This is a genomic window from Embleya sp. NPDC059237 (assembly GCF_042754105.1).
Lineage (GTDB): Bacteria > Actinomycetota > Actinomycetes > Streptomycetales > Streptomycetaceae > Embleya.
Window position 1 is genome coordinate 20,948 of record NZ_JBHZAE010000011.1, and the last position, 20,767, is coordinate 41,714.

16 protein-coding genes and 6 pseudogenes are annotated in these 20,767 nt (G+C 69.2%); 10 read left to right on the forward strand and 12 right to left on the reverse strand.

The features are described from left to right. Positions 1 to 259: 259 nt before the first annotated feature. The 5 genes and pseudogenes from ACFXKZ_RS30610 to ACFXKZ_RS30630 all read left to right on the forward strand — a co-directional run. A pseudogene (locus tag ACFXKZ_RS30610) lies at positions 260 to 772 on the forward strand (beta-ketoacyl reductase); the annotation flags it as partial. A gap of 143 nt (positions 773 to 915) precedes the next feature. Further along, positions 916 to 1,302, forward strand: a complete 387-nt coding sequence (locus tag ACFXKZ_RS30615) for a phosphopantetheine-binding protein (RefSeq protein ID WP_380004456.1) — start codon at positions 916 to 918, stop codon at positions 1,300 to 1,302. Between the two features lie 294 nt (positions 1,303 to 1,596). Further along, positions 1,597 to 2,577 (forward strand): spirocyclase AveC family protein, encoded by a 981-nt coding sequence (locus ACFXKZ_RS30620; protein WP_380004458.1) that lies wholly within the window; start codon positions 1,597 to 1,599, stop codon positions 2,575 to 2,577. Between the two features lie 196 nt (positions 2,578 to 2,773). Then, a complete protein-coding gene (locus ACFXKZ_RS30625) occupies positions 2,774 to 3,790 on the forward strand; it encodes an NAD(P)/FAD-dependent oxidoreductase (protein ID WP_380004460.1) in 1,017 nt (338 codons plus the stop codon). Further along, positions 3,787 to 4,212, forward strand: coding sequence for a hypothetical protein (locus ACFXKZ_RS30630; RefSeq protein ID WP_380004462.1), 426 nt, complete (start codon positions 3,787 to 3,789; stop codon positions 4,210 to 4,212). The genes ACFXKZ_RS30625 and ACFXKZ_RS30630 overlap by 4 nt, the downstream gene beginning before the upstream one ends. 44 nt (positions 4,213 to 4,256) lie before the next feature. Here ACFXKZ_RS30630 and ACFXKZ_RS30635 read toward each other — a convergent pair. The 8 genes and pseudogenes from ACFXKZ_RS30635 to ACFXKZ_RS30670 form a co-directional block, all read right to left on the reverse strand. Beyond that, a pseudogene (locus tag ACFXKZ_RS30635) lies at positions 4,257 to 4,873 on the reverse strand (IS21 family transposase); the annotation flags it as partial. A 51-nt stretch (positions 4,874 to 4,924) separates the two neighbouring features. Continuing rightward, positions 4,925 to 5,130: pseudogene (locus ACFXKZ_RS30640) on the reverse strand (IS21 family transposase); the annotation flags it as partial. Positions 5,131 to 5,250: 120 nt separating this feature from the next. Beyond that, positions 5,251 to 5,745 carry an N-acetyltransferase gene (locus ACFXKZ_RS30645; RefSeq protein WP_380004464.1) on the reverse strand — a complete coding sequence of 165 codons (495 nt, stop codon included), beginning with the start codon at positions 5,743 to 5,745 and terminating at the stop codon, positions 5,251 to 5,253. Between the two features lie 209 nt (positions 5,746 to 5,954). Further along, positions 5,955 to 6,691: pseudogene (locus tag ACFXKZ_RS30650) on the reverse strand (protein-L-isoaspartate O-methyltransferase). A gap of 474 nt (positions 6,692 to 7,165) precedes the next feature. Next, the gene (locus tag ACFXKZ_RS30655; protein WP_380004466.1) at positions 7,166 to 7,714 is read right to left on the reverse strand and encodes a TetR/AcrR family transcriptional regulator; all 549 of its coding nucleotides are present in this window, start codon (positions 7,712 to 7,714) and stop codon (positions 7,166 to 7,168) included. A 26-nt stretch (positions 7,715 to 7,740) separates the two neighbouring features. Next, on the reverse strand, positions 7,741 to 8,211 hold the full coding sequence (locus ACFXKZ_RS30660) for a nuclear transport factor 2 family protein (protein ID WP_380004468.1): 471 nt from the start codon (positions 8,209 to 8,211) through the stop codon (positions 7,741 to 7,743). Positions 8,212 to 9,268: 1,057 nt separating this feature from the next. Further along, positions 9,269 to 9,916, reverse strand: a complete 648-nt coding sequence (locus tag ACFXKZ_RS30665; protein WP_380004470.1) for a hypothetical protein — start codon at positions 9,914 to 9,916, stop codon at positions 9,269 to 9,271. A 197-nt stretch (positions 9,917 to 10,113) separates the two neighbouring features. After that, positions 10,114 to 10,485: a hypothetical protein gene (locus ACFXKZ_RS30670; RefSeq protein WP_380004472.1), complete on the reverse strand. Its 372-nt coding sequence runs from the start codon at positions 10,483 to 10,485 to the stop codon at positions 10,114 to 10,116. A 61-nt stretch (positions 10,486 to 10,546) separates the two neighbouring features. Here ACFXKZ_RS30670 and ACFXKZ_RS30675 point away from each other — a divergent pair. The 4 genes and pseudogenes from ACFXKZ_RS30675 to ACFXKZ_RS30690 form a co-directional block, all read left to right on the forward strand. Continuing rightward, positions 10,547 to 10,921: pseudogene (locus tag ACFXKZ_RS30675) on the forward strand (transposase); the annotation flags it as partial. An 82-nt stretch (positions 10,922 to 11,003) separates the two neighbouring features. Then, entirely contained in the window at positions 11,004 to 12,065 is a 1,062-nt protein-coding gene (locus ACFXKZ_RS30680) for a tyrosine-type recombinase/integrase (RefSeq protein WP_380004995.1), read from the forward strand. Then, the gene (locus tag ACFXKZ_RS30685) at positions 12,062 to 14,866 is read left to right on the forward strand and encodes a tyrosine-type recombinase/integrase (protein ID WP_380004475.1); all 2,805 of its coding nucleotides are present in this window, start codon (positions 12,062 to 12,064) and stop codon (positions 14,864 to 14,866) included. The genes ACFXKZ_RS30680 and ACFXKZ_RS30685 overlap by 4 nt, the downstream gene beginning before the upstream one ends. A 68-nt stretch (positions 14,867 to 14,934) precedes the next feature. Beyond that, a pseudogene (locus ACFXKZ_RS30690) lies at positions 14,935 to 15,081 on the forward strand (IS5/IS1182 family transposase); the annotation flags it as partial. A 108-nt stretch (positions 15,082 to 15,189) separates the two neighbouring features. Here ACFXKZ_RS30690 and ACFXKZ_RS30695 read toward each other — a convergent pair. Together ACFXKZ_RS30695 and ACFXKZ_RS30700 are read right to left on the reverse strand one after the other, a co-directional pair. After that, the gene (locus ACFXKZ_RS30695) at positions 15,190 to 15,807 is read right to left on the reverse strand and encodes a YidB family protein (protein WP_380004477.1); all 618 of its coding nucleotides are present in this window, start codon (positions 15,805 to 15,807) and stop codon (positions 15,190 to 15,192) included. A 48-nt stretch (positions 15,808 to 15,855) separates the two neighbouring features. Next, positions 15,856 to 17,322, reverse strand: coding sequence for an NF041680 family putative transposase (locus tag ACFXKZ_RS30700; protein ID WP_380004997.1), 1,467 nt, complete (start codon positions 17,320 to 17,322; stop codon positions 15,856 to 15,858). 304 nt (positions 17,323 to 17,626) lie between these two features. On the opposite strand from ACFXKZ_RS30700, the gene ACFXKZ_RS30705 reads away from it, so the two are divergent. Further along, positions 17,627 to 19,132, forward strand: coding sequence for an ISL3 family transposase (locus tag ACFXKZ_RS30705; RefSeq protein WP_380004999.1), 1,506 nt, complete (start codon positions 17,627 to 17,629; stop codon positions 19,130 to 19,132). Positions 19,133 to 19,145: 13 nt separating this feature from the next. On the opposite strand, the gene ACFXKZ_RS30710 is transcribed toward ACFXKZ_RS30705, so the two are convergent. Together ACFXKZ_RS30710 and ACFXKZ_RS30715 are read right to left on the reverse strand one after the other, a co-directional pair. Then, a complete protein-coding gene (locus ACFXKZ_RS30710) occupies positions 19,146 to 19,565 on the reverse strand; it encodes a hypothetical protein (RefSeq protein ID WP_380004479.1) in 420 nt (139 codons plus the stop codon). 502 nt (positions 19,566 to 20,067) lie between these two features. Continuing rightward, a complete protein-coding gene (locus tag ACFXKZ_RS30715) occupies positions 20,068 to 20,694 on the reverse strand; it encodes a hypothetical protein (protein WP_380004481.1) in 627 nt (208 codons plus the stop codon). Positions 20,695 to 20,767: the final 73 nt, after the last annotated feature.

A 20,767-nucleotide genomic window follows, 5' to 3' on the forward strand; every position in this document is an offset into this window, starting at 1 on the left:
TACCGCCGCCATCCGCGGCCTGCTCCGCTCCGTGGCCTACGAACAACCCGAACTCCGCGCCGGCACCGTGGACTTCACGGCGGACCGGGCCTCGTACACCGGCGTCGCCGACGAACTGCTCGACATGCGGCAAGCGCTCACGGAGATCACACTGTCACCCGCCGGACGCCACATCACGCAGGTACGCGCCGGCCCCGACCGCGTCACCACCGCTCCGAGGACGACCCAAACGCTGACCCGGCCCGGCGCGGCCTACCTCGTCACCGGGGGATTGGGCGGCGTCGGCCTGCTCACTGTCGAATGGCTCGCAAGGAGCGGAGCGGGCCGGATCGTCATCAGCGGACGTTCCGCACCCTCCACCGACACCGAAGCCCGTCTGCGCGCCCTGCGCGCGGCGGGCACCCACGTCACGATCGTCCGCGGTGACATCGGCGATTCGACCGTGGCCGCACGGGCACTCGCGGCAGCCGGCGACACGGGCCAGGCGCTGCGCGGCGTCTTCCACGCCGCCGGAGTCGTGGCGGACGCCACCCTCATCAACCTCGACGACGAAACCCTCGCACGAGTCTGGCGCGGCAAGGCCGAGGGCGCCTGGATTCTTCACCGGGCCACCGCGGAGACGGAACTCGACCACTTGGTCCTCTACTCCTCCGTCGCCTCCTTGATCGGCGCCCCCGGACAGTCCGCCTACGCCGCGGCCAACGCCTTCCTCGACGGCCTGGTGACCCTGCGCCTCGACCACGGCCTACCCGCCACCGGCATCCACTGGGGTGCGTGGAGCGAGGTCGGCCGCGGACGGCACCTGGCGGACCGAGGCTTCCTCACCATCAGCCCCGCCGACGGCATCGACGCCCTGGAGCGCATCCTGGTGGCCGGCCATCAACACGTGGCCTACTCCCCGCTGGACATCGCCCGGTGGATCGCGCCCTACCCGGCCCTGCGCTCCTCCACCCTCCTCGCGCCCCTCCTGGCCGGCGAGGAAAGCGACGACGACACCACCGCGGTACGCGACCGACTCCTGAACGCCGACGGCATCGTGGAACGTCGGGAAATCCTGGAGTCGTTCATCACCGAGACCGTCCGCGAACTACTCGGCGGCACCAGTCGCCACACGGTCCGCATACCAGCATGGTCATCCTCGGCCTGGACTCCCTCGGCGCCGTCCAGTTGCAGCAGCGCCTTCAACAGGCCCTGGGCTTCCCACTCAAACCCGGCGTCATCTGGGTCAAACCCAGCGCCGCCGCCCTCACCGACACGCTCCTCGACGCCATGGGGCTCCGCGTCGCTCGGGAGGACCACTGACATGACACACAGGGCGACCCCCGCCGACGCCGAACGCACTCCCCCGAGGGCCGCAACCGGTCGCCGACCGTCGCGGCCGATTCCGCTCACGCGGCTTCGCCGCCGGTCCCCCCGAACTCGCAGGAAAGGCCCGAATGCAGGCGAAGGCTTCGGCGTGGTCATCCGTTCGGCGGTCGACCGCATAGGCCTCACCACCCACGTAGGGCCACCGGTACCGGCTGCCGCCCGACCCATCCGTCGACACCACCACCGCATCCGCCCACACGGTGGTACCGATCCCAACCGGAGGTTCCCGTGCCCACCAGATGCCCCGACGCGACAGCGCGCACCACCGGACCGCGCACCCGACGTTGGCGCAGCCCCATCGCCCTGTGGGCCGGATGCGGGATCATCGCGGTGCTCGTCCAAACCGCGATCTTCACCCGGTGGCTCGCCGCCGGCAACATCCACAGCGCCCCGAAGGACTTCACCATCCCCACGTACCGCGCGGCTCTCATCTGGGCCGAGCAGGCCGTGGCGATACTCATCGTCGTCTTCTGCTTCGTCGTCGCCTGGCGGCAGAGCCGCAGGGAACACAACGTCTCCTGGAACGCGGCCCTCATCATCGGAGGTACCTTCACCTTCTGGCTCGGCTTCCTCAGCTGCTGGGACCGCCAGTACGCGGCCGCCAACCGGTACGCCCTGAACATCACCAGTTGGGCACCGTACGTCCCGGGCTGGCACGGCCCCTACCCCGAGCGGCAGATCGAATCCATCGTCGGGGCGCAGATGTTGATGTATACCGCCATCATCGCCTGGCCCTGGTTGCAGCTGTTCCTGCTGCATCCCATCCTGCGCAGGAAGCCCCACTGGGGCTTGGCCCGCCTGATCCCGGCCCTGCTGATCACGGGACTGGTCGCCGATCTGCTGATCGAGGGCACCCTGATCGTCTTGTTCGGGGCCTATTCCTGGCCTGTCGCCAACCGGGACCTGGCACTGTTCGGCGGCCACTGGTACCAACTACCACTGGTCAGCGTCGCCGTCGGCGCCGTCACCATGGCCTGCATGCCCACGTTCATGCAACTGCGTGCCGAACGCAGCGGCCGTCCCGTGCACATCTTCCGCGGCGGCGAACTCTTCGCCCGACCCGCACACGCCTGGCTGCGGGTCCTGGCGGGAGTGGGCTTCATGAACGCGGTCATGGGCCTGTACTGGGTGCTGCTGCCGCTCTTCGCCACCGCGTCCGGCCCCGACCCCCTCCCCGCCGACATGCCCGGCTGGCTCTGGCACTCCTGACGTCCCCGCCCCCGGAGGAAACCGTGTCCCGAAAACCGCCCCCGCGACGGCCCCTCCGCAACCCCCACGACCGTGCCCGCACGAGCGTCTCGTCGACGCTTCCGAGTCGACGGCGCCCGTGTACGCGACTATGGATGTCCCACGTATCCCCGCCGGGCGCCGACCCGCCATCGAGCGACACCCCAGGCCGGATCCGGTGACCCGACACCACCGCGCAGGCTCCCCGACGACGCGCGGCGAACGCGCCGTGGTCATCGGTGCCGGCATCGCCGGCCTGCTCGCGGCCCACGTACTCGCCGACCACTACGCGCAAGTGGTCCTCCTCGACCGGGACGCGATCCCCACCGCAGCGGCCAACCGCAAGGGAACCCCCCAGGACAGGCATGTGCACGCCCTCTTCACCGAAGGCATACGCGCCATCGACGCCCTGCTCCCCGGCCTCACGGACGAACTCGGCGACCGCCGAGGCCATCGCATCGACATCGGCCGGGACCTCGCCATCGCCACCCGGTACGGCTGGGGCACCCGTTTCGATTCCGGGCTCCATGCCATCGGCGCCGGCCGCCCACTGATCGAAGCGACCCTCCGACAGCGCGTCCTGGCATCGCACGGCATCCACCTGCTCCAGCGCCACCAGGCCGACGGCCTCACCGGCACCTTTCGCCGCGTCAGTGCGGTCCACGTCCGCGACCTCACCACAGGCACTGCCACCACCCTCCCCGCCCACCTCGTGGTGGATGCCGGCGGACGCGGCTCCCACCTGGGGCGATGGCTGGCAGACCTCGGCTGCCCACCCGTACCGGAGAGCGTCGTCAACGCTCACGTCGGCTACGCCACCCGCATCTTCCGGATCCCCGGACCGAACACACCCACCCACTGGCGCAGCTGCTACATCCTGGCCATCGGTCCCCACACTCCCCGCGGCGGCGTGATCGCCCCCATCGAGAACGACCGGTGGATCGTCACCCTCACCGGCATCGGCCCGGAGCGTCCCACTCCCATGGAGGAAGACTTCCTGCCCTTCGCCCGATCACTGACCGCTCCGACCATCGCCCACGCCCTCCGAGGCGCCGAACCCCTCACCCCCGTGAGATGCACCAATGCCACACCAATCGCCGCCGACACCTGGAACGGGCCGACGGCCTGCCGGACAACCTCATCGCCGTCGGCGACTCGGGCTGCTGCTTCAATCCCGTCTACGCACAGGGCATGACGGTCGCCGTCCTCACCGCGCACCTGTTGGCGGACATCCTCGACCGGCACCGGGCCCGGTCGGGCCTCGCTCGCCACTACCACCGTCGTCTCAGCCGCCTCCACGACACCCCCTGGAACCTCGCGACCACCGCCGACCTCGCCTTCCCCACCACCGAAGGACCACCCCCGACCGCGAGCCAGCGCATCCTCGCCCGCCACCTCGACCACGTCCTCGCGGCCGGAACCCGCCACCGACACACACAAGCCGCGTTTTTGGGTGTGCTGACCATGACCAGCCACCCCGTCGCGCTCCTGACACCCCGAGTGGCCCTGAGCGCCACGACGACCCGACACCGGGCACTCGCGCCCGCGGACACGCCACCCCCTCCCACGCCGGACCCACAAGCAGTCCGCGGCAGGCGCCGGAAACGCCTCACCTGACACACACGCGGTGTCGATCACGGCGCCCGTGGCGAACCCGCGACCTCGGCCATCCTTCGTTGGATCCGCCGCGTCCCGGACGCGGCGGCCTCGGTCGGCCGGGCCGCCGCCCCGAGGCCGAGTACGAGAAACGCGGCCTCTTCCGCCGTGCCGGACCTGGGAGTTCGCTCGCTCTCGGTGTGCCGGTGCGGGTAGTGCTCGTCGCTGACCTGCGGATTGCCCGGAGTCGAGCGCGGATGGCGGGCGACCTCTGCCGGCCCGTGCTCCCCGACTGCGGTCACGATCGGCTCGTCGCCGTGGAGTCGGGCCCAGACTCGCGAGTCGCCTAGCTGGTGCGGGACCGAATAGCGCACCCCGTCAACGGAGATCGTCGAGTCCCAGCAGACCCTTCGGGTCTCGCCGAACGCGACCGCGAACGGCTCCTGCGGCAGCGGGCACAGCCGGGTTCGCTCCTCGCGAGCATGTCCGCGGGGCGACGACGGGTCGCGCGGTGCGGGCGGACGTTGACCTCGTCGCGGAACGCCCGGCAGGTCGCCTCCAGTTCGCCGAAGGTCTTGTAGTGCTCGCGCAGGTTCGCGTCGGTGGGCACCAGATCCGTCATCGCGATCCGCACCGTCGCCTCGGATCCGCCCTTGGACTACGGATCCGCTGGGACGCACGTGCAAACGGCCGATCGCGACGATCTCGAACACCCCATCGCGGTGATGCGCGTGTGCACCACGTCGGCGCGGACCCGGCCGAAGGAGCGGACCACCAGTTCCTCGATCTGGGCATGAAGGCGTCGATGGGACGCGCGCGATGCTCACGCTCGACCGGGTTCCCGCCGGCCCGGCGCAACTTCACATACCTGGCCACAGTGTAGTGGTCACAGCCCGCCAGTACGGCTGCGGCCCGGTAACCGCCCGTGAGATCCGATGCCGCAGGATGTCCATCGACACCGGTCCGGCATCACTGCACCAGGACCCACCGACCTGCTGGAGGCCCAGGAGTCGGCTGCGCGGGCCCGCGGTGGCTTCTGCGGCGTCCGGGGCTGCCGGGTCAGACGAGATCGGGAAGGGCCAGCCACTCCTGCCAGGAGAGGTCGCGTCCGACGTACCGCGGGCGTTCGAAAGGCCATGCCTGCGCGATCCACTGCGGGACGAGCGCATCCAGTGCCTGCTCGAGTTCGGTGCCCGCCCGGTCGTCCACCACCCACCAGGAGATCTCGGCGTCGGCGCCGGTCTTCTCCGGCGGGTCGATGTAGACGCAGCCGAGCAGGGCCGTGCCCGCGTCGTCGAACAGCGCGTAGTTGAACGACTTGTGGGCCGCGATCTCGTCCGCGTGCCGGATCAGGTCCTCCCGGTCCTGCTCGAACGTCATCGTGGCCACCGGCCAACCCCAGGCCTCGCCGTAGATGGACCACAGGCGTTCCCGCGAGCCCATCACGGCCGGGTAGTCGAGCTCGGTGTCGGCACCGCTGATCGGGCGCAGGTGGTAGTGGCCGGGCAGCGCCACGCGAACCGGATGGACGAAGTCGGCAGGCAGCCAGGTCATGGGCCGGAGGCTAGCAGCCGGCGGGCCGCCGCCCCGCACCCGGCTACATCCCGGGCTCAGGAAAATCGGGCAGGCAAACCGGCCGGAACTACGAGTTGCAGCGCCAACCTCCCCACCGGCACAACAGCCGGCGATCCACACGGCACCACCGCCCGGACGGCTTCACCCAGCGCGTGATTCCTCACCGCATGGCCCGCGGGAAACATTCCTCATATGCCGGGGTTCTCGCGCTCCGGGCGCGCGTACCAGGGACCTGGTGGACCTCTCCCGCCGGTGGTCACGGTCAAGCCGAAGTCGAATACCTCCGGGCGACCCGCCCGGTCCCACCACCGCCAGGCCGCCTCGACCTCGCTCCACAACGAACGCGGCCCCGCCTGAAGGACGTTCGGACGACGACCATCGGCAAAGCCCGCCGCGGCCACCGAGGCAACCGTGCCGCCGGCACTCGCCACGCCGGGCCACCCCTCGGGAAGGTCGATCGTCGGCGGCGCGGCACGTTGCGCGCACAGCTTCGTGAACGACAGCGCCATCGTGAACGGACCACTCGCCCGCGTCGACGACTCCACGACCAGGCGCAGGGCCGCGTCGTGGGGGCCGTAGTCGGTGCCCCAGGGCAGGAGGAAAATTGTGTCGGGGGCGGCTTGTTCGAGCCAGGTCGCGGGGATGTGGCGGACTCCGGCGGTGACGTGGATGCGGTCATAGGCGGCGCCGGTGGGGTGGCCGTGGGGGCCGTCGCCGGTGATCACGGTGACGTTCGGGTATCCGGCGCGGGTGAGGTTCTTGCGGCCTGGTCGGCGAGGTGTTCGTCGACCTCGACGGTGGTCACCGTGCAGCCGCGGGCGGCCAGGAGGGCGGCGGTCCAGCCGGTTCCGGTGCCGCTGTCGAGGACGCGTTCGCCGCCGTGGATGTCGAGGTACAGGAGCATGTCGGCGACGGCGGAGGGCATCGATGCCGACGACGCCACCGGGCCCGGGGTGGGCCCGGTGTGGCGGCCGTTGGCCGGCGTAGGTGAACGGCGACACGCGGTCCGGGGCGAACAGCGCGCGGTCGACGGTACGGAACGCCCGCTCCCAGCCCGGCGGCATGCGGTCCATCGACACCAACAGGTCCGCGATCGAGGCCGGTTCCACCGCTCGGTCGTCCTTCCGGCGGCGCGCAGGACCCGAGCGACGTTCGAGCGCGGTACGTCGACACGGCCCCGGCGACCCACCCGCCCGGTACGACGACGAGCAGCGGGCACGTGCGCCCGGTCCTCGTTGTCGTCCCGACCACTGAGGCGCTGCGGCTGCCAGACGGCGCTTTCCACGGGGCGGTGACGCCGGCTACCCGACCCACCCGACCCACCGGTACGCGCCGTGACTCCGGCCGGCGTCCGGCACGCGGAACCCGGGGCCGTCGTCGCCGAACCGCCGGTGTCGGGTCATCGTGCGATGAGGACGTGCGCCCACGGCTCGTCGATGTCGGCCAGGCCCAGCACGGCGACCACGTTGTCGAGCATTCCGGCGCCGAACCAGTGCCGCACGGCGTCGTCGTCGCCCAGGAGCTGCCGAACGGTGGCGACCTGTTTGGCGTAGCACCGGCGTACGGCCTGCCCCACGAGCGGCTCGCCGGCGGCGCAGTTCGCGTGCATGAGGAAACGCAGGATGCTCCGGTCCGCGACGAGCGCGGCGTAGGCGTCACGCGCCGCGCCCAGCGCCTCCTCCGGCTCCGGCCCGGCCCCCCCTGATGCCGGGGCGTGGGCGACCAGCGTGTCGGTCATGACGACCGACACGTGGTCGACCACCGCCGCGAACAGGGCTTCCTTGTTGGGGTACAGGCGGTACAGGTACGGCTGGGAGACGCCGGCCCATTCGGCGATCTCGTGCGTCGTCGTCCCGTAGAACCCCTTTTGCGCGAAGCAGTCGACCGCGGCGGCCATGATGGCCCGGCGTCGTTCGTCGCTCTTGGTGCTGGTACCGGCGGCAGGCATGGGCGTCAGTCCAACATGGCTTGGGGTCAGGTGCCAAACGTGACGCTGCGGTCGGAGGCGGCCGGCACCTCGGAGGGTGTGAGGGCCTCGATCGCGACCAGGGGGTTCCAGTAGTCCAGGTAGTGGGTGATGCGTGCGTCGTCGTCGGTGCGGACGACCGAGATGCAGGTCTGCTCGTACGGCTTGCCGGTGGGCAGCGCCGTGCCCGTCGAGCGGAATTCCGCGACCACGAGACTCGGATCGACCGTGTCGTGGAACACAAGGTCGACGAACCTGACGTCGAAGGTCTCGGGGAAGCCGCGCATGTGGGCGAGCAGGGCGTCTCGCCCGATGACCTGCTTCGGCACGCCGTCCGGGGCGTACGGGAACTCGAGTACCGCGTCCGGGGCGAACAGCTTCACCCACTCCTCGGTGTCTCCCGCGGCGGTGAGGCGCAGGTGCTCGGCCACGGCGTGCTGGGCAGCGGCGCGGCGGGCGTCGTCTTCCGTGCGTGTCATGCTCGCTCCTATGTTAGTGGTCGACCGATAACCTACTACGGCCGCGATCGGTGTGGGTAGTTGGTGTGGTGAACGGTCAGCCTGCCCGCACCGGTCTCACGCCTCGTTCATCACCCTGCGGCAGCCGACTGGTCACCCCACGTCGGCCGGCGACGCAGGGATCCGAACCACCGCTACAGGCACTCCGTCGGCTCCCGTCGCCGACGACCGACCACTGCCATGACTCCGACCATTCACAGTGCGTTCCGGTCCGTCGGGCAGGGCATGCTCACCATGCGGCCGGCCGATCCCGGGGTGTCGTCCCACCCACCCGGCCGAGACGAGATCACCGGCTCCCCTACGGACGAAGTCAGATCCCGATTTCGCACCCACGCGCCCCATGGACAGTCCGACGAGAATCCACCGGACGACAACACGAGACCACCACCGGGTCCGCTCCGCGGCCCCACCGCCGCACCCAAGGGGCCGACCCGACACCGAGACCTCCAGGCGCAGCGACCACGCCCTCCACCGTCGTCGCGAAGCCCCGCCTCGAACCACCAGAACAGCCCCGGCAAGGAGCGCCGGATGCCCCCTGCGACCCTCACGCTCACAGACTCGGCGTCCACCGAAGGCACGAACCTGGTACCGGCGGGGCCACCGCCCGTCGTCCTCGTCGGCGGGAAGGGCTCGGGGCGCATCTCGCGCGCCGGCCTGGTGTGTTGCGCGCCCGGCCGGCGCACCCGGCTATGTTCCGGATCCGGCTGCACCGCGGCCGCAAGGGCGACCCGAAGGGCGTCCGCAAGAAGGACTTCGCCGAGCTGTTGGACTCCGCGCACCGGGAGCTCGGCGGTCCGACCGCGTTGGTATGGGACAACTACACCCGTCGAGCGGATGCGGATGCTGGAGTGGGAACTCACGGGTGCCCACCCGAGCAACACCGAGCCAGACACCGAGTGACTCTCACAAACGGTCCTTCCGAGTGCCCGACGGGGGCCGCTATACGACCGCCTCACGTCGGTTTTCACTCAATGGTGTCGGGAGGCCATCCCGGTGGACCGTGCCGTGCCCGGGCCCGCTACGCGATGGCGTCGGTGCGGGTGGAGACGGCGCGTCTTGCGGGGTCGGGTGCCATGGCGGTTTCGATCGGGGCCTCCAGTTCCGCGTCGGCCCAGGGGCGGACGTCGGCCGGCGGGACGCGCCGTCGGCCGGTGGCGATGTCCTCCAGGACGTCGCCGGGCGTGGCATCGGGGCCGGCCATGTGGTCGGTGGCCGGGGTGGTGCCGGTCCAGGCCCACCGGATCGCCGCGCCGAGGCTGTGGATCTCGGCGGCCTCGTTCACCTCCAGGTCGACGTCCGCGGGGGTGTCCAGGAGTCGGCGGGCGATCTCGGGCGCGGTGGTCTGGTCCCCGCCGCCCCGGTACGGGCCGGGCAGGGGCAACAGGCGCGCATGGTGCGCGAGATCGTGGTCGATCGGATCGACGTGTGTCTCGCCGGGGGAGATCAGGATGGTGTCCGGGTGGATGTCGCCGTGGCGCCATCCGGCGGCGTGCCGTCGTGCCGGCGTGGTGAACGCGGCCGACGCGATGGCGCGCAGGCGCCCCGCGGAGTCCGGCGGTGCCGCTTCGTCCCGGGCGACCCGGCACCATTGCCACAAGGTGGTACCGGGCAACCGGCCGAACGCGGCCCAGGTACCGGCGTCGCTCTCGCCGTGGGCGGCGGCCATGGTGGTCGGGCCGGCCTCGCGCAGAAGTGCGACGGCGCGGGCCTCGTGTTCCAGGGAAGCTGCGGCAGCGGCTGCACGGCGGTCTTGATCTTCCGCTCAGTGGTGCGCCAGGCGTTGGTGTGGTGGGCGGTCAGGGGTTGTGGGGGCTCGGTGACGTCGAGGGCGGCGAGGGCGGCGGCGAGGAGCGAATCCATGCTTCACATCCTGGCGCGTGTGGGTCGTGTCGTGGGGCCTTGGACGAGAAGGCGGGCGATCTCGGCCGAGATCGGCAGCCCGGTCCACGCCTCGATCGCGCCGAACTCGCCCACGACGTTCGTCTCCAGCTGGTGCCACAGGCCGCGGCGGTCCACCACGAAGTCCAGTGCGCTGTAGAGGCGGCCGAGATCGCGGACGTGTTCCACGCAGGCCCGTGTGATCTCGTCCGGTGGGGTGATCGACTCGTGGCGGTCCACGGGCGCGTCGCGGCAGTCGAGTTCGTCGTGGGCGATCGCGGCGGCGAAGACCCGATCGCCGACCACGGTCACCCGCGCGACGAACGCGCGGACCGCGTCCGGGTCGCACGTGAGCACGTGTCGGGCACGGTGAACCCCACCCGGGTTGCGGACAGCAACTGTGTCGGCTTCAATCTCGCGGCCGCCGGAGGGCCGCGACGCGGAGCCCGGCGCGTGCGTGTTGGACGCGCAGAGCGTCAAGACCTCCGCCAACGTCCCCACCGCAGGTCAGGGCATCGACGCCGGCAAGAAAATCGTGGGCAGGAAGCGCCACGTCGGGGTCGACACCGTCGGCCTCCTGCTCGCCGTATGGGTCACCGCGGCGAGCGTCTCCGACAACACCGGCGGCATCCACCTGCTCTCCGCGATCGCCGCCGCCCACCCCACCGTCACCAAGGCCTGGGCCGACGCCGGCTACCGCACCAAGACGATCGAGCACGGCGCGACCCTCGGCATCGACGTCGAGGTCGAGGTCGTCCAACGCGACCCCACCGTCAAGGGATTCAGGATCCTCCTATCAGTTACGTGGAATCTAACCCCAGCGGAGATCATCTCCCTGCGGTACGACCACGAACTGAGGAGATGCGTTGGGCACGGTGGTGCTGGAGAAGAAGTGGCCGGTGCTCGGGCGGCACGAGCAAGCAGCCGGGTGGTTGCAGGTGTGGACCGATCTGGGGCGGGCGCCCCGGACCATCGACGCCTACGCCCGGGGACTGGCCGAGTACCTGGAGATGTGTGAGCGGGAGAACGTCGACCCACTGACGGCAAATCGGGCCCATATCGCTGTGTATGTACGGGAGTTGACTTCACGGCCGAGCCGTCGAGGCGCGAACGTGCTCTCGATCGATTCAGGCTCGGGTCTGTCCAACGCCACCATTCAGCAGCGCCTGGTGCCAGTCCGGTTGTTCTACGACTTCCTCATGGAAGACGGACAGCGCGACTCCAACCCGGTCGGCCGAGGCCGCTACACACCGGGCCGACGGCGTGGTGGGCACGAGCGTGGTCTTGTGCCCAGACTGACGAAGCTGCCGTGGATACCCACCGAACAGCAGTGGATGGATGTCCTCACGGTCGCGGCCAAGGAGCCGATACGCAACCGGGTGATGCTCGCCCTCGCCTACGACTCCGCACTGCGCCGTGAGGAGTTGAGCTCACTGCGTACGGACGATTTGGACCCGGCTCACCGCACCCTTCGGGTGCGGGCTGAGACGACCAAGAACCGGCTCGAACGCATCGTTCCGTATTCCGCACCGACCGGCGTCCTGCTGTCGGGCTACCTCGCCCACCGGGCCACGATCAGTCGGGCCCGCGGGCCGCTGTTCCTGTCGGAATCCCGACGCAACCACGCCGAGCCACTGAGCTTGTGGACCTGGTCGAAGGTGGTCCGCCGCGTCGCGCTGGCCGCTGACGTCCCACGGTTCTCCACTCACACGACAAGACACCTGTGCTTGACCGACCTGGCCCGGATGGGCTGGGAACTGCACGCGATCGCTACGTTCGCCGGCCACCGCCACACCGACTCCACGCTCACCTACATCCACCTCTCGGGCAGGGACCTGGCCGACAAGCTCAACCGTGGCATGGAACAGATCCACGGCTGGCGGGTGCAGATGCTGGCCCGCCTGGGTGAGCCCGTGATGGAGGCGGTCTCGCGGTGACCGGGCCGACCGAGGCGTCTGTCTTGGCGACGGACCCAGCGCCGTCCTGGCCGTGGCCGGTCAATCCGGACCGCTACGACCGGTACCCCGAGCTCACCGGCGACGAACGCGAAGCGATCGCGTCCCTGGGGATGGACCTGCGCCGTTACCCCGGCCGCTACGACCCGGCGGCCCCACAGTGGAAGACCATTCGGTGCCTGCTTCGCCCGCTCGACGACGTGCGCTCATCGCTGTGGTGCCCCGATGAGGGGAGCTATCGCCGGGGCGTCGACGACGCCATCGCCCTCATTCTCCTGCGCTGTGCCGAACACGACCGGACGGTCTGGGTCTGGTCGGCCGAGGACTGGCTCGCCCTGATCGGCACCAGCGCGCGGCAGTTCACCGCGACCGTTCCAGGATGGGCTGAGGGGACCGCGCGTTCGTATCTGGTCGCATACGCCTACCTGATCAGCGGTTTCACCGAGTTCGACCAGCTGGGAGGCTTTCAGCGGCTGCCACTGGCCTGGCGCCTGTTCGGCAAGGGCAAGGTCGACGATGTGCAGCATCAGGTCGCGCAGGTGCTGCGCGGCTGGGGCTACCAGGTCGAGGCCGGCATCGACCCGCGGATCTCCCCGGTCCTTTGTCAGACACTCCTGCTGAACCGCAGCCCGATGCTCGAAGACCTGACGACCGTCGCCTTCGACCGGATCCGCAAGCACCCTGACCTGCCGGACCGCTACATCGGAGCCCTCTACGGGATCCAGCGAGCCGTGTCCGCGCTCGGACACTGTTCCCTGCCGCCGGCTCCGTATCGCGGGCGGATGCCCGCGATCGAGGGAACCGCGCGTTCGTGGGTCGAGTGGATCGAGCGCTGGCACAACACGTCCACGCTGTCGCGCAAGGTCCGAGACAACAACCGCTCCCTGCTGTCGAAGATCGGACGGTGGCTCGCCGCCGAACATCCGGAGATCACGGAACCGGGCCAGTGGACCCGTCAGACCTGCGCGGCCTGGGTCGCCGCAGTGGACAGGCTCCATGTCGGTGACTACGCCCAGCGGTTCGCCAGTCACGGGAATCGCACAGGTCAGCCGGTCACACCGCACACCAAGTCGGGCTATCTCACCACGACCCGGGCGTTCTTCCGCGACCTACAGGAATGGGAGTGGATCCCGCGGCGGTTCGACCCCGTACGTGCTCTGGCCACACCCAGAACAGTCGGGGCGATGCTCGGACCCGACCCGCGGGTCATTACCGACGACATCTGGGCCAAGCTGCTGTGGTCCGGGCTCAACATCGAGCCCGAAGATCTGCCAACCAACCTCAACAGCCTGCGCTACCCCCTCGAACTCCTGCGAGCACTATCCCTGACCTGGCTGTTCAGTGGACTACGCAGCGACGAGATGGCCCGCCTGCGCGTCGGCTGCATCCGCTGGCAACACGACGGCTTCCCGATCCCCGGCGATTCCGACGAGGTACTGGCACGGGACGCCGTCTGTCTGCTGGACGTCCCCACCCACAAGACCGGCATCGCGTTCACCAAGCCTGTCGACCCGCTGTTGGGCAAGGCGATCGAAGCATGGCAGGAACTCCGGCCGCAGCAGCCGAAGATGCTGGACCGCAAGACCAGTGAGCACGTCGACCTCCTCTTCGCGATGAGGGCCCACCGGGTCGCCAAGACCTACGTCAACAAGACGATCATCCCAACGCTCTGCCGGAAGGCGGGCGTCCCGACCGCGGACGTCCGCGGGAACACCACCAGCCATCGGGCCCGGTCCACCATCGCCAGCCAGCTCTACAACGCGAAGGAACCCATGACGCTGTTCGAGTTGCAGGCATGGCTCGGCCACCGGAGCCCGGAGTCCACGCAGCACTACGCCAAGATCACCCCGAACACGCTGGCCAGGGCCTACAACGACGCCGGCTACTTCGCCCGGAACGTCCGCACCATCGAAGTCCTCGTCGACCGCGACGCGGTCACCTCCGGCGCTGCGGCCAATGGCGAGCCCTGGCAGTATTTCGACCTCGGCCACGGCTGGTGCACCTACACCTTCTTCGAGCAGTGCCGGCACCGCATGGCCTGCGCCCGCTGTGACTTCTACACGCCGAAGGCCTCCAGCTGGAGGCGAAGGACAACCTGCAGAAGATGCTGGCCGACATCCCGCTCACCGACGATGAACGGGCCGCCGTCGATGACGGGCAGAGCGCTCTTGACCTGCTCCTGGAACGCCTCGCCGACGTTCCCACCCCGGCAGGACCGACACCGAACCAGATCGGTGTCCCCGCCACCGCGACTTTGCTCCCGGTGGTCGGAACCGGCGACGGGTCGAAGGCGGCCGGTCCTGGCTGCGGTGGGTGTTCCTCAGGTCCATGATCCGGTCAGATCCGTCGGGCCCACCAGGGCGCGTCCGTCTGATCCAGCGGGTTCGGCAAGGTCCGAAGGAGAAAGCCGTCGTCCAGCGGCGCGATCAGACGTTCAAGGGCCCGAGCTGACGGAGCCGAGAGCATCGCGAGGACTTCGTCCAGCAGCTCACGGCTACTTCGGCCGCAGCATCCGCAGGGGTGAAAGTGCCGTTCGGAAGGGGCGCGGGAGGTGCTCGACCATCCGGACAGGGCTTCCGCCACGGCTCCCGGCCACAGACCAGTCTTCGCCCAGTTCATGGCTGTTCGTATCTCTATCTGGCAGATTTCCTGCTGCACGGCTGCCGGAAGTCCAGGGATGTGGGGCACGATCCGCCAGCGGGGCCGGTGGCTCAGAGACTGGCGGAGTTCATGGGGCCGCTTGTGCGGCATTGGTGTCTTCTTTTGCAGGTCAGGCGGGTTGAGTGCTGGTCAGGTTAGCAGGGCGCTCTCCCGGCGCACGGCCCTCTCGACTTGACTTTCTTGATTCCACATAACCCGCCGTTGGGTGGTCGAACGGTCCCTCGCCTGGGTCATGCACGCCCGCCGACACGCCCGCGACTACGAACGGCTCGTCCAACACTCGGAATCACTGATCACCTGGGCCGCGATCACCCTGATGACCAGGCGCATCACCCGCAGGCAGTCACGGCGGACGAGTCAGCCGACATCCCGCGAGAACGACCGGGACTGACGGGCGGGCATCCGGACCACCGCCACCCGCTCCCACCCGTTCCGGGTCGCCGTCCTACCAGTACTGGAGCTGAAGCGTTGCGTGACCGTCGATCGGCAACTCGTCGAGGAGCGACAGATCGGAGGCCGGGGCAATCACGGTGAACGCTAGCAACTTGGCCTGGAGACCGGGTGTTTGGCTTGGACCGTTGGGGGTGTTCGCGTCGTTGGACGCGGCGGCGATGAGTTCGGGGAGTTCGGCGGCGAGGTCCGCAGCCAGGTCACCGGACGTCCTGCCCAAGGCGTCGGCGGCCTCGGCGAGCCGATCCTCGCCGACGAGCGCAACGATCTGATCGGCGGTGATCGGCTCGTTGGGGCCCTCACCGACCCACGACCGGACCTGTGACTCCAGCCCGGCACCGACCAGGCTCTCCGCCGAGATCGTCAAGATCGTCGGCTCCACGCTCGGACTGCCTTCGCCGGTCACAGACTCACTCATTCGGAACATCCCTCCGATGAATCCACGCGACACGAGACCTTCGCCCTCGGGACGAGTCCCACCGAGCATCACGAGCGGCAACTGCTGCTGCCACCAAGGGAGATCATCGTCGATCAACGTATCCGAACGCCACAACGCGGCGGTTCTCGGGCTTAACGACACCTCGATCCGCCACCAGATGCGACGGCGCGCCAAATGGCGAATCCAGCGCCGGGGGTCAGGAACAGGTACTTATCTTGTTCTTTAACCCATTCTTCGGGGTTTGGTGCCTTTGTTGTGGTGGCTGGGTCGGGTGTATGGCTCGCCTGTTTTGACGATGCGTCCGACGTCGTGGCGGGGTGCCCGTGTGTGATTCCTCGAGCCTGGCGGTCGCCCCGGACCGGGGGTCGAGGGTTTGGGTGCGCCGGCCGGACGTGCGGTCTTCGAGCGGAGGTTCCTGAACCCTCGGCGGACTCGGGCCGGGGTCAGTCGGTTGGGTTCGGCGGGTTTCTCCCAGGGACGTCGCAGGTCGTCGGCGAGCGGCCGGGCGAGGAACAGTTGCGCGTAGGCGGCGATCACGATCCAGGTCCAGCGATCGGCGGATTCGGGGTCGCGGAGCCTGGGCGTGGTCCAGCCGAGGGTCTGCTTGAACAGACGGAACGTGTGCTCGATGTCGAACCTTCGCAGGAACGACTGCCAACAGCGGTCCACGTCGGCTTCGGTGGCGTCGGTCTTGGACCACCACAACCAGACCGGCTTGGGATCTCCGCCGGTGGGCAGGTGGTCGACGCCGAGCCGGACGATCGTTCCGGAGATCATCGGCAGTTCCCCGTCGAACCCTGCCCACGCGCTGCGTCGGGTCAAGCGCGGATGCAGCCGATCCCATGCGGTCGCGGTCGCGGTGCCGTAGCGGGTGGTCTCGGTGGTCGTCGCGGCCCCGGGTTCGCCCCAGGTGTCGGGTTGCCCGAAGACGAACTCGCCGCCGTGCTTGGGCGGTCGGCCGCCCTGCGGGTCGTAGACCCTCGCAGGCGTCGGCTGGCGCATGACGCGGTCCGAACGCATCCGACCGAGCACCTCGACCGGCAGGCCCGCCAGGAGGAAGGCGATGCGGGGGACGTCGTAGCCGGCGTCGAGCACGACGAGCATGTCCGGGTCCCCGGACTCGTACTGCCCGGCGGCGATCAGGCGTTCGACCACCGCGCGGACCTGGACGGCGGTGGTGGCCGCGACGTCCTCGCCCGGCCCGAGCCGCACCGCGTCCAGGACCACGGTCCACGAACTGCGGCCCGGCTCCAGCGCCGCGACGATCGAGTACGGCCACCCGGGCACCATCTGATGCTTGCCCTCGCCGCGGCCGAAGGTGTGGCAGAACGAGCGGTCCGGACTGGTGTCCGCGTCCGGCCGCAGCCATGGCGAGACGTCGACCGCGAGAATGATCCGCCCGTCCGCGGCCCTGGGCAGAGGCAACCGCGCCAGGGCGTCCCGCAATCGGTCGGTGGCGATCCGGCCGCGATTGACCGCGTCGTAGAGCGCTCCGTGACCACGGCGGTGTTCCGGTGCGAGCGACAGTCCGACGAGCGACTTCACCGGCCCGTCCGCGCACAGCAGCGCATCCGCCAACTCGAACAGCGCATCGCCGCGGCGGGTCGGGCAGGCATGGAACTCGACCCGGAAGCGTGACAGTTCCGCGAACGCCTCGTCCCGTCCCGGACCGAACGGCAGAGTCGTCACCACGGTCTTCGCCCCGATCGTTCCGTGCCTCCTGGTCGAAGCACAGAATCGGGCGAAGGCCGCCGACATCACCGGTGATCAGGGAAAGCCCGGACACATGGGCGTCAGGCTGCTACCGAAGCCAAGCCCAAGCTTGAAGGACAAGCTCAGGCCACCCGGTACTTGACCAATGCCTTGCCGCATTCGCGGCTGCGGTGCCCGAGAGTCGCCACCGGAAGAAAGGCTCTGCCTCACTTCCGGTGGTGACGGAGTGTAAGTCCGTGATCATGTGCGGGTGTTGAGTGCGAACGAGCTTGTGAGCGTGGTGTTTTCGGGGCTGGCGCCGCTGGTTGTCGAGGAGGTCGCGGACGAGGGCGAGGTCATCCGGGTGCGGGCACGGACGCCCGGCGGTCCGGTAGATTGCCCGGATTGCGGTAGTCGGACCGGTCGGGTGCACGCCTTCCATCAACGCACCGTGGCAGACGTGCCAGTCGACGCCCGCCGGGTGGTCGTGCCAGCGAGGCTTCGCCGCCTTGTCTGCCCTACCGCGGCCTGCCCTCGGGTCACGTTTCGTGAGCAGGTCCCCGGTGTGGTGAAGCGTTACCAGCGCCGGACGGTGCGCCTGCTCGCCCAGGTCCGAACCGTGGTGCGGGAACTCGCGGGCCGCGCGGGCGCCCGGACGCTGGTGGCGCTCGGTGCCCGACTGTCGCGGTGCGCCGCCTTGCGTGTTCTGACCGGAATCTCGCTGCCGGCCCTCCGAATTCCGCGGGTCCTGGGCGTGGACGACTTCGCGCTCAAGCGCCGCCACCGCTACGCGACCGTGCTGACCGACGCCGAGACCGGCGAACGCATCGACGTCCTGCCTGGCCGCGGCACCTACGCTCTCGAAGCGTGGCTCCGCCGGCACCCGGGCGTCGAAATCGTCTGCCGGGACGGCTCGGGCGCCTACGCCGAAGCAATACGCCGCGCACTACCCGACGCAGTCCAGGTGACCGACAGATGGCATTTATGGGCGAACCTGTGCGACAAAACGCTGGCCGAGGTCCGCTCCCACGCCTCGTGCTGGGCCACGGTCAACCCGCCCCGGCCCGGCGGAACACATGAGCAGACCACCCGCGAACGCTGGAACCGAGTCCACGAACTCCTCGGCAAAGGCGTCGGCCTGCTCGAATGCGCCCGCCGGCTGGACGTGTCCCTGAACACCGTTAAACGGTACGCACGCATCCGCGAACCCGACGCCCTGCGACGCGCCCCGCGCTACCGGCCCACCCTCGTCGACCCCTACCGCGACCACCTCCGCACACGCCGCGCTGCCGACCCCGCCGTTCCCGTGACCCAACTCTTCCGCGAGATCAAGGAACTCGGCTACACCGGCAGCTTCAACCTCCTCCACCGCTACCTCACCCAAGGTCGTGCCGAGGGCGACCGGCCCGTCACCACCCCGAGACGCTTCGCCCGCATCCTCCTCACCCGCCCGGACAACCGCCGCGAGAAGGACACCGAACTCATCCGAGACCTCACCGCCGCATGCCCTGAGATGGCGCAACTCCACACCCACATAGCCGAGTTCGCCTCGTTACTGACCCCCGCACCCGGGAACGACACCGGGCTCACCGCATGGATCGCAGCCGTCCGCGCCTCTGACCTTCCCCACCTGCATGCCTTCGCCAACGGCCTCGAACTCGACCGCGCGGCAGTCGACGCCGCCCTTACCACGCTCCACCACAACGGACGCACCGAAGGCGTGAACACCCGAACCAAACGCATCATGAGGCAGATGCACGGGAGAGCCGGATTCGACCTCCTCCGCCACCGCATCCTCCTCCCGTGACGCTCACGCAGAGCTACCACCGGAAGTGAGGCAGAGCCGTTAGTTTTCCCGGACACGGGCCTGCGTGAGACACCGACCCACCTGAGACACCTGAACTGTTCCTAAGCGCGGTGCGGTAGCCCTCGCGCAACGCTTCGCGTTCGGCGAGCATCTGGCCGCGAACGATGCGGGCGGCGATAATCGGGTGTTCGATCAGGAGCCGACGATGGTTTCGGTAATGGGCGAGGCCCGCGAGATCAAGGCTCGCGAGGATCGCGCGCTCGACAGCCTCATCGGGGCCGGCCGCGGTCCGCGCGCGCGTGGCCGCGACACGTTCGCCGAGGCTCGGGCGGCCGCCAGCGAAGGTGGCGTCCAATGCCGCGGGATCGACACCCGTATCCGAATCACCCATGTTGATCACGTTAGACCATTTCTCGAACATATATTCGAGCACGGTTGGGCGGTGTCCCGTCTCAAGTGATCTGGTCTGAGTGCGTGGCCGTGACCTGCGGCGACCAGATCGATTGAGACGCCGGGTTGCCGGAAATCTCAGTCGATCCGGTCCCGGGCGCGCGGATGGCAGCTGGTGTCTCAATTGATCTGGCTCCGCCCGGCCTCGAACTGATGGCCCTGGGAGTCTGAGCCACGAGGTCGAGCTTCACGTTCTGCAACGACTCGGCAGGTGATCCTCCCGGAGCCGTCCGGCGATCCGTCGGCCCCGGGTGCCGTCGAACGGTCCGATCACCTCCATGTCCACTCCCGCATGGGTGAAAAGGTGGCGGGGATACGTTCGTTGTCTTGCACTCCGATTTCGATCACGGCTACGAGCCGCGGTGATCCGTTGTGGACGGGTGTCGCGGACGGGGCAAAGAACTGAGGCGTTCAGCAATGGCCGGCGAATCTTTGCGAACTCCGCTTCGGCGTGTCGATCGACGACGCGGTCCCGACTTCGTCGATCACGGTGTCGGCGCCGGCTGTCGTTGTGTCCGCGACGATGTCGCCCGATGTCTCGATGACGTCGAGGAAGTGTCGGAAGACCGGCCATGGCAGCGTCCATGCCCCGTGGGCCGTGAACGTCGCCTGATCGGCCGTCGCGGCAACGAACGAACCCTCCGCCGGCTGGCATCGGGGATTTGTACCTCGATGTAGTTGTTCTCGGACGTCCCGGGAGCGACCTCATACAGCTCGTAACACCAGGAACCCCGGTCGCCGATGTGGAACGAGTTCACCTCGAATCGCCGGTCGGCGAACTGCCATTCGTTGTTGGACGAGGCCAGGGTGCCGATGTCCGAGGTTGCCTCGTGCCCGTGGGTAACGTCGCCGGAGCCCTCGATCAGATCCACGAAGCGGAGGAGGACCGGCCATGGGGTCCGTCCATCGTGGATCACCGTCCGGACGTGCTCGACCTGCTTCGGGCTGAAGGGACCGTCTTCCGGCGTGGCGTCGGGAATGATCACGACGAGGTACGGTCCTGACCCGGGCGCGCCGGAGATGCCTGCCAACTCGTACCGCCAGGCGTCGTCCGGCAGGCTGTAGCCCGAATCCACCTCATAGAGCAGGCCGTCGTGAGCCCAGACGTTCATGAGGGCATGATGCCAGGAGGCCGCGGCTGTCCGGGCACTTCGGCGGCCCCGCGTTCGCCCGGGGCCGGCGCCG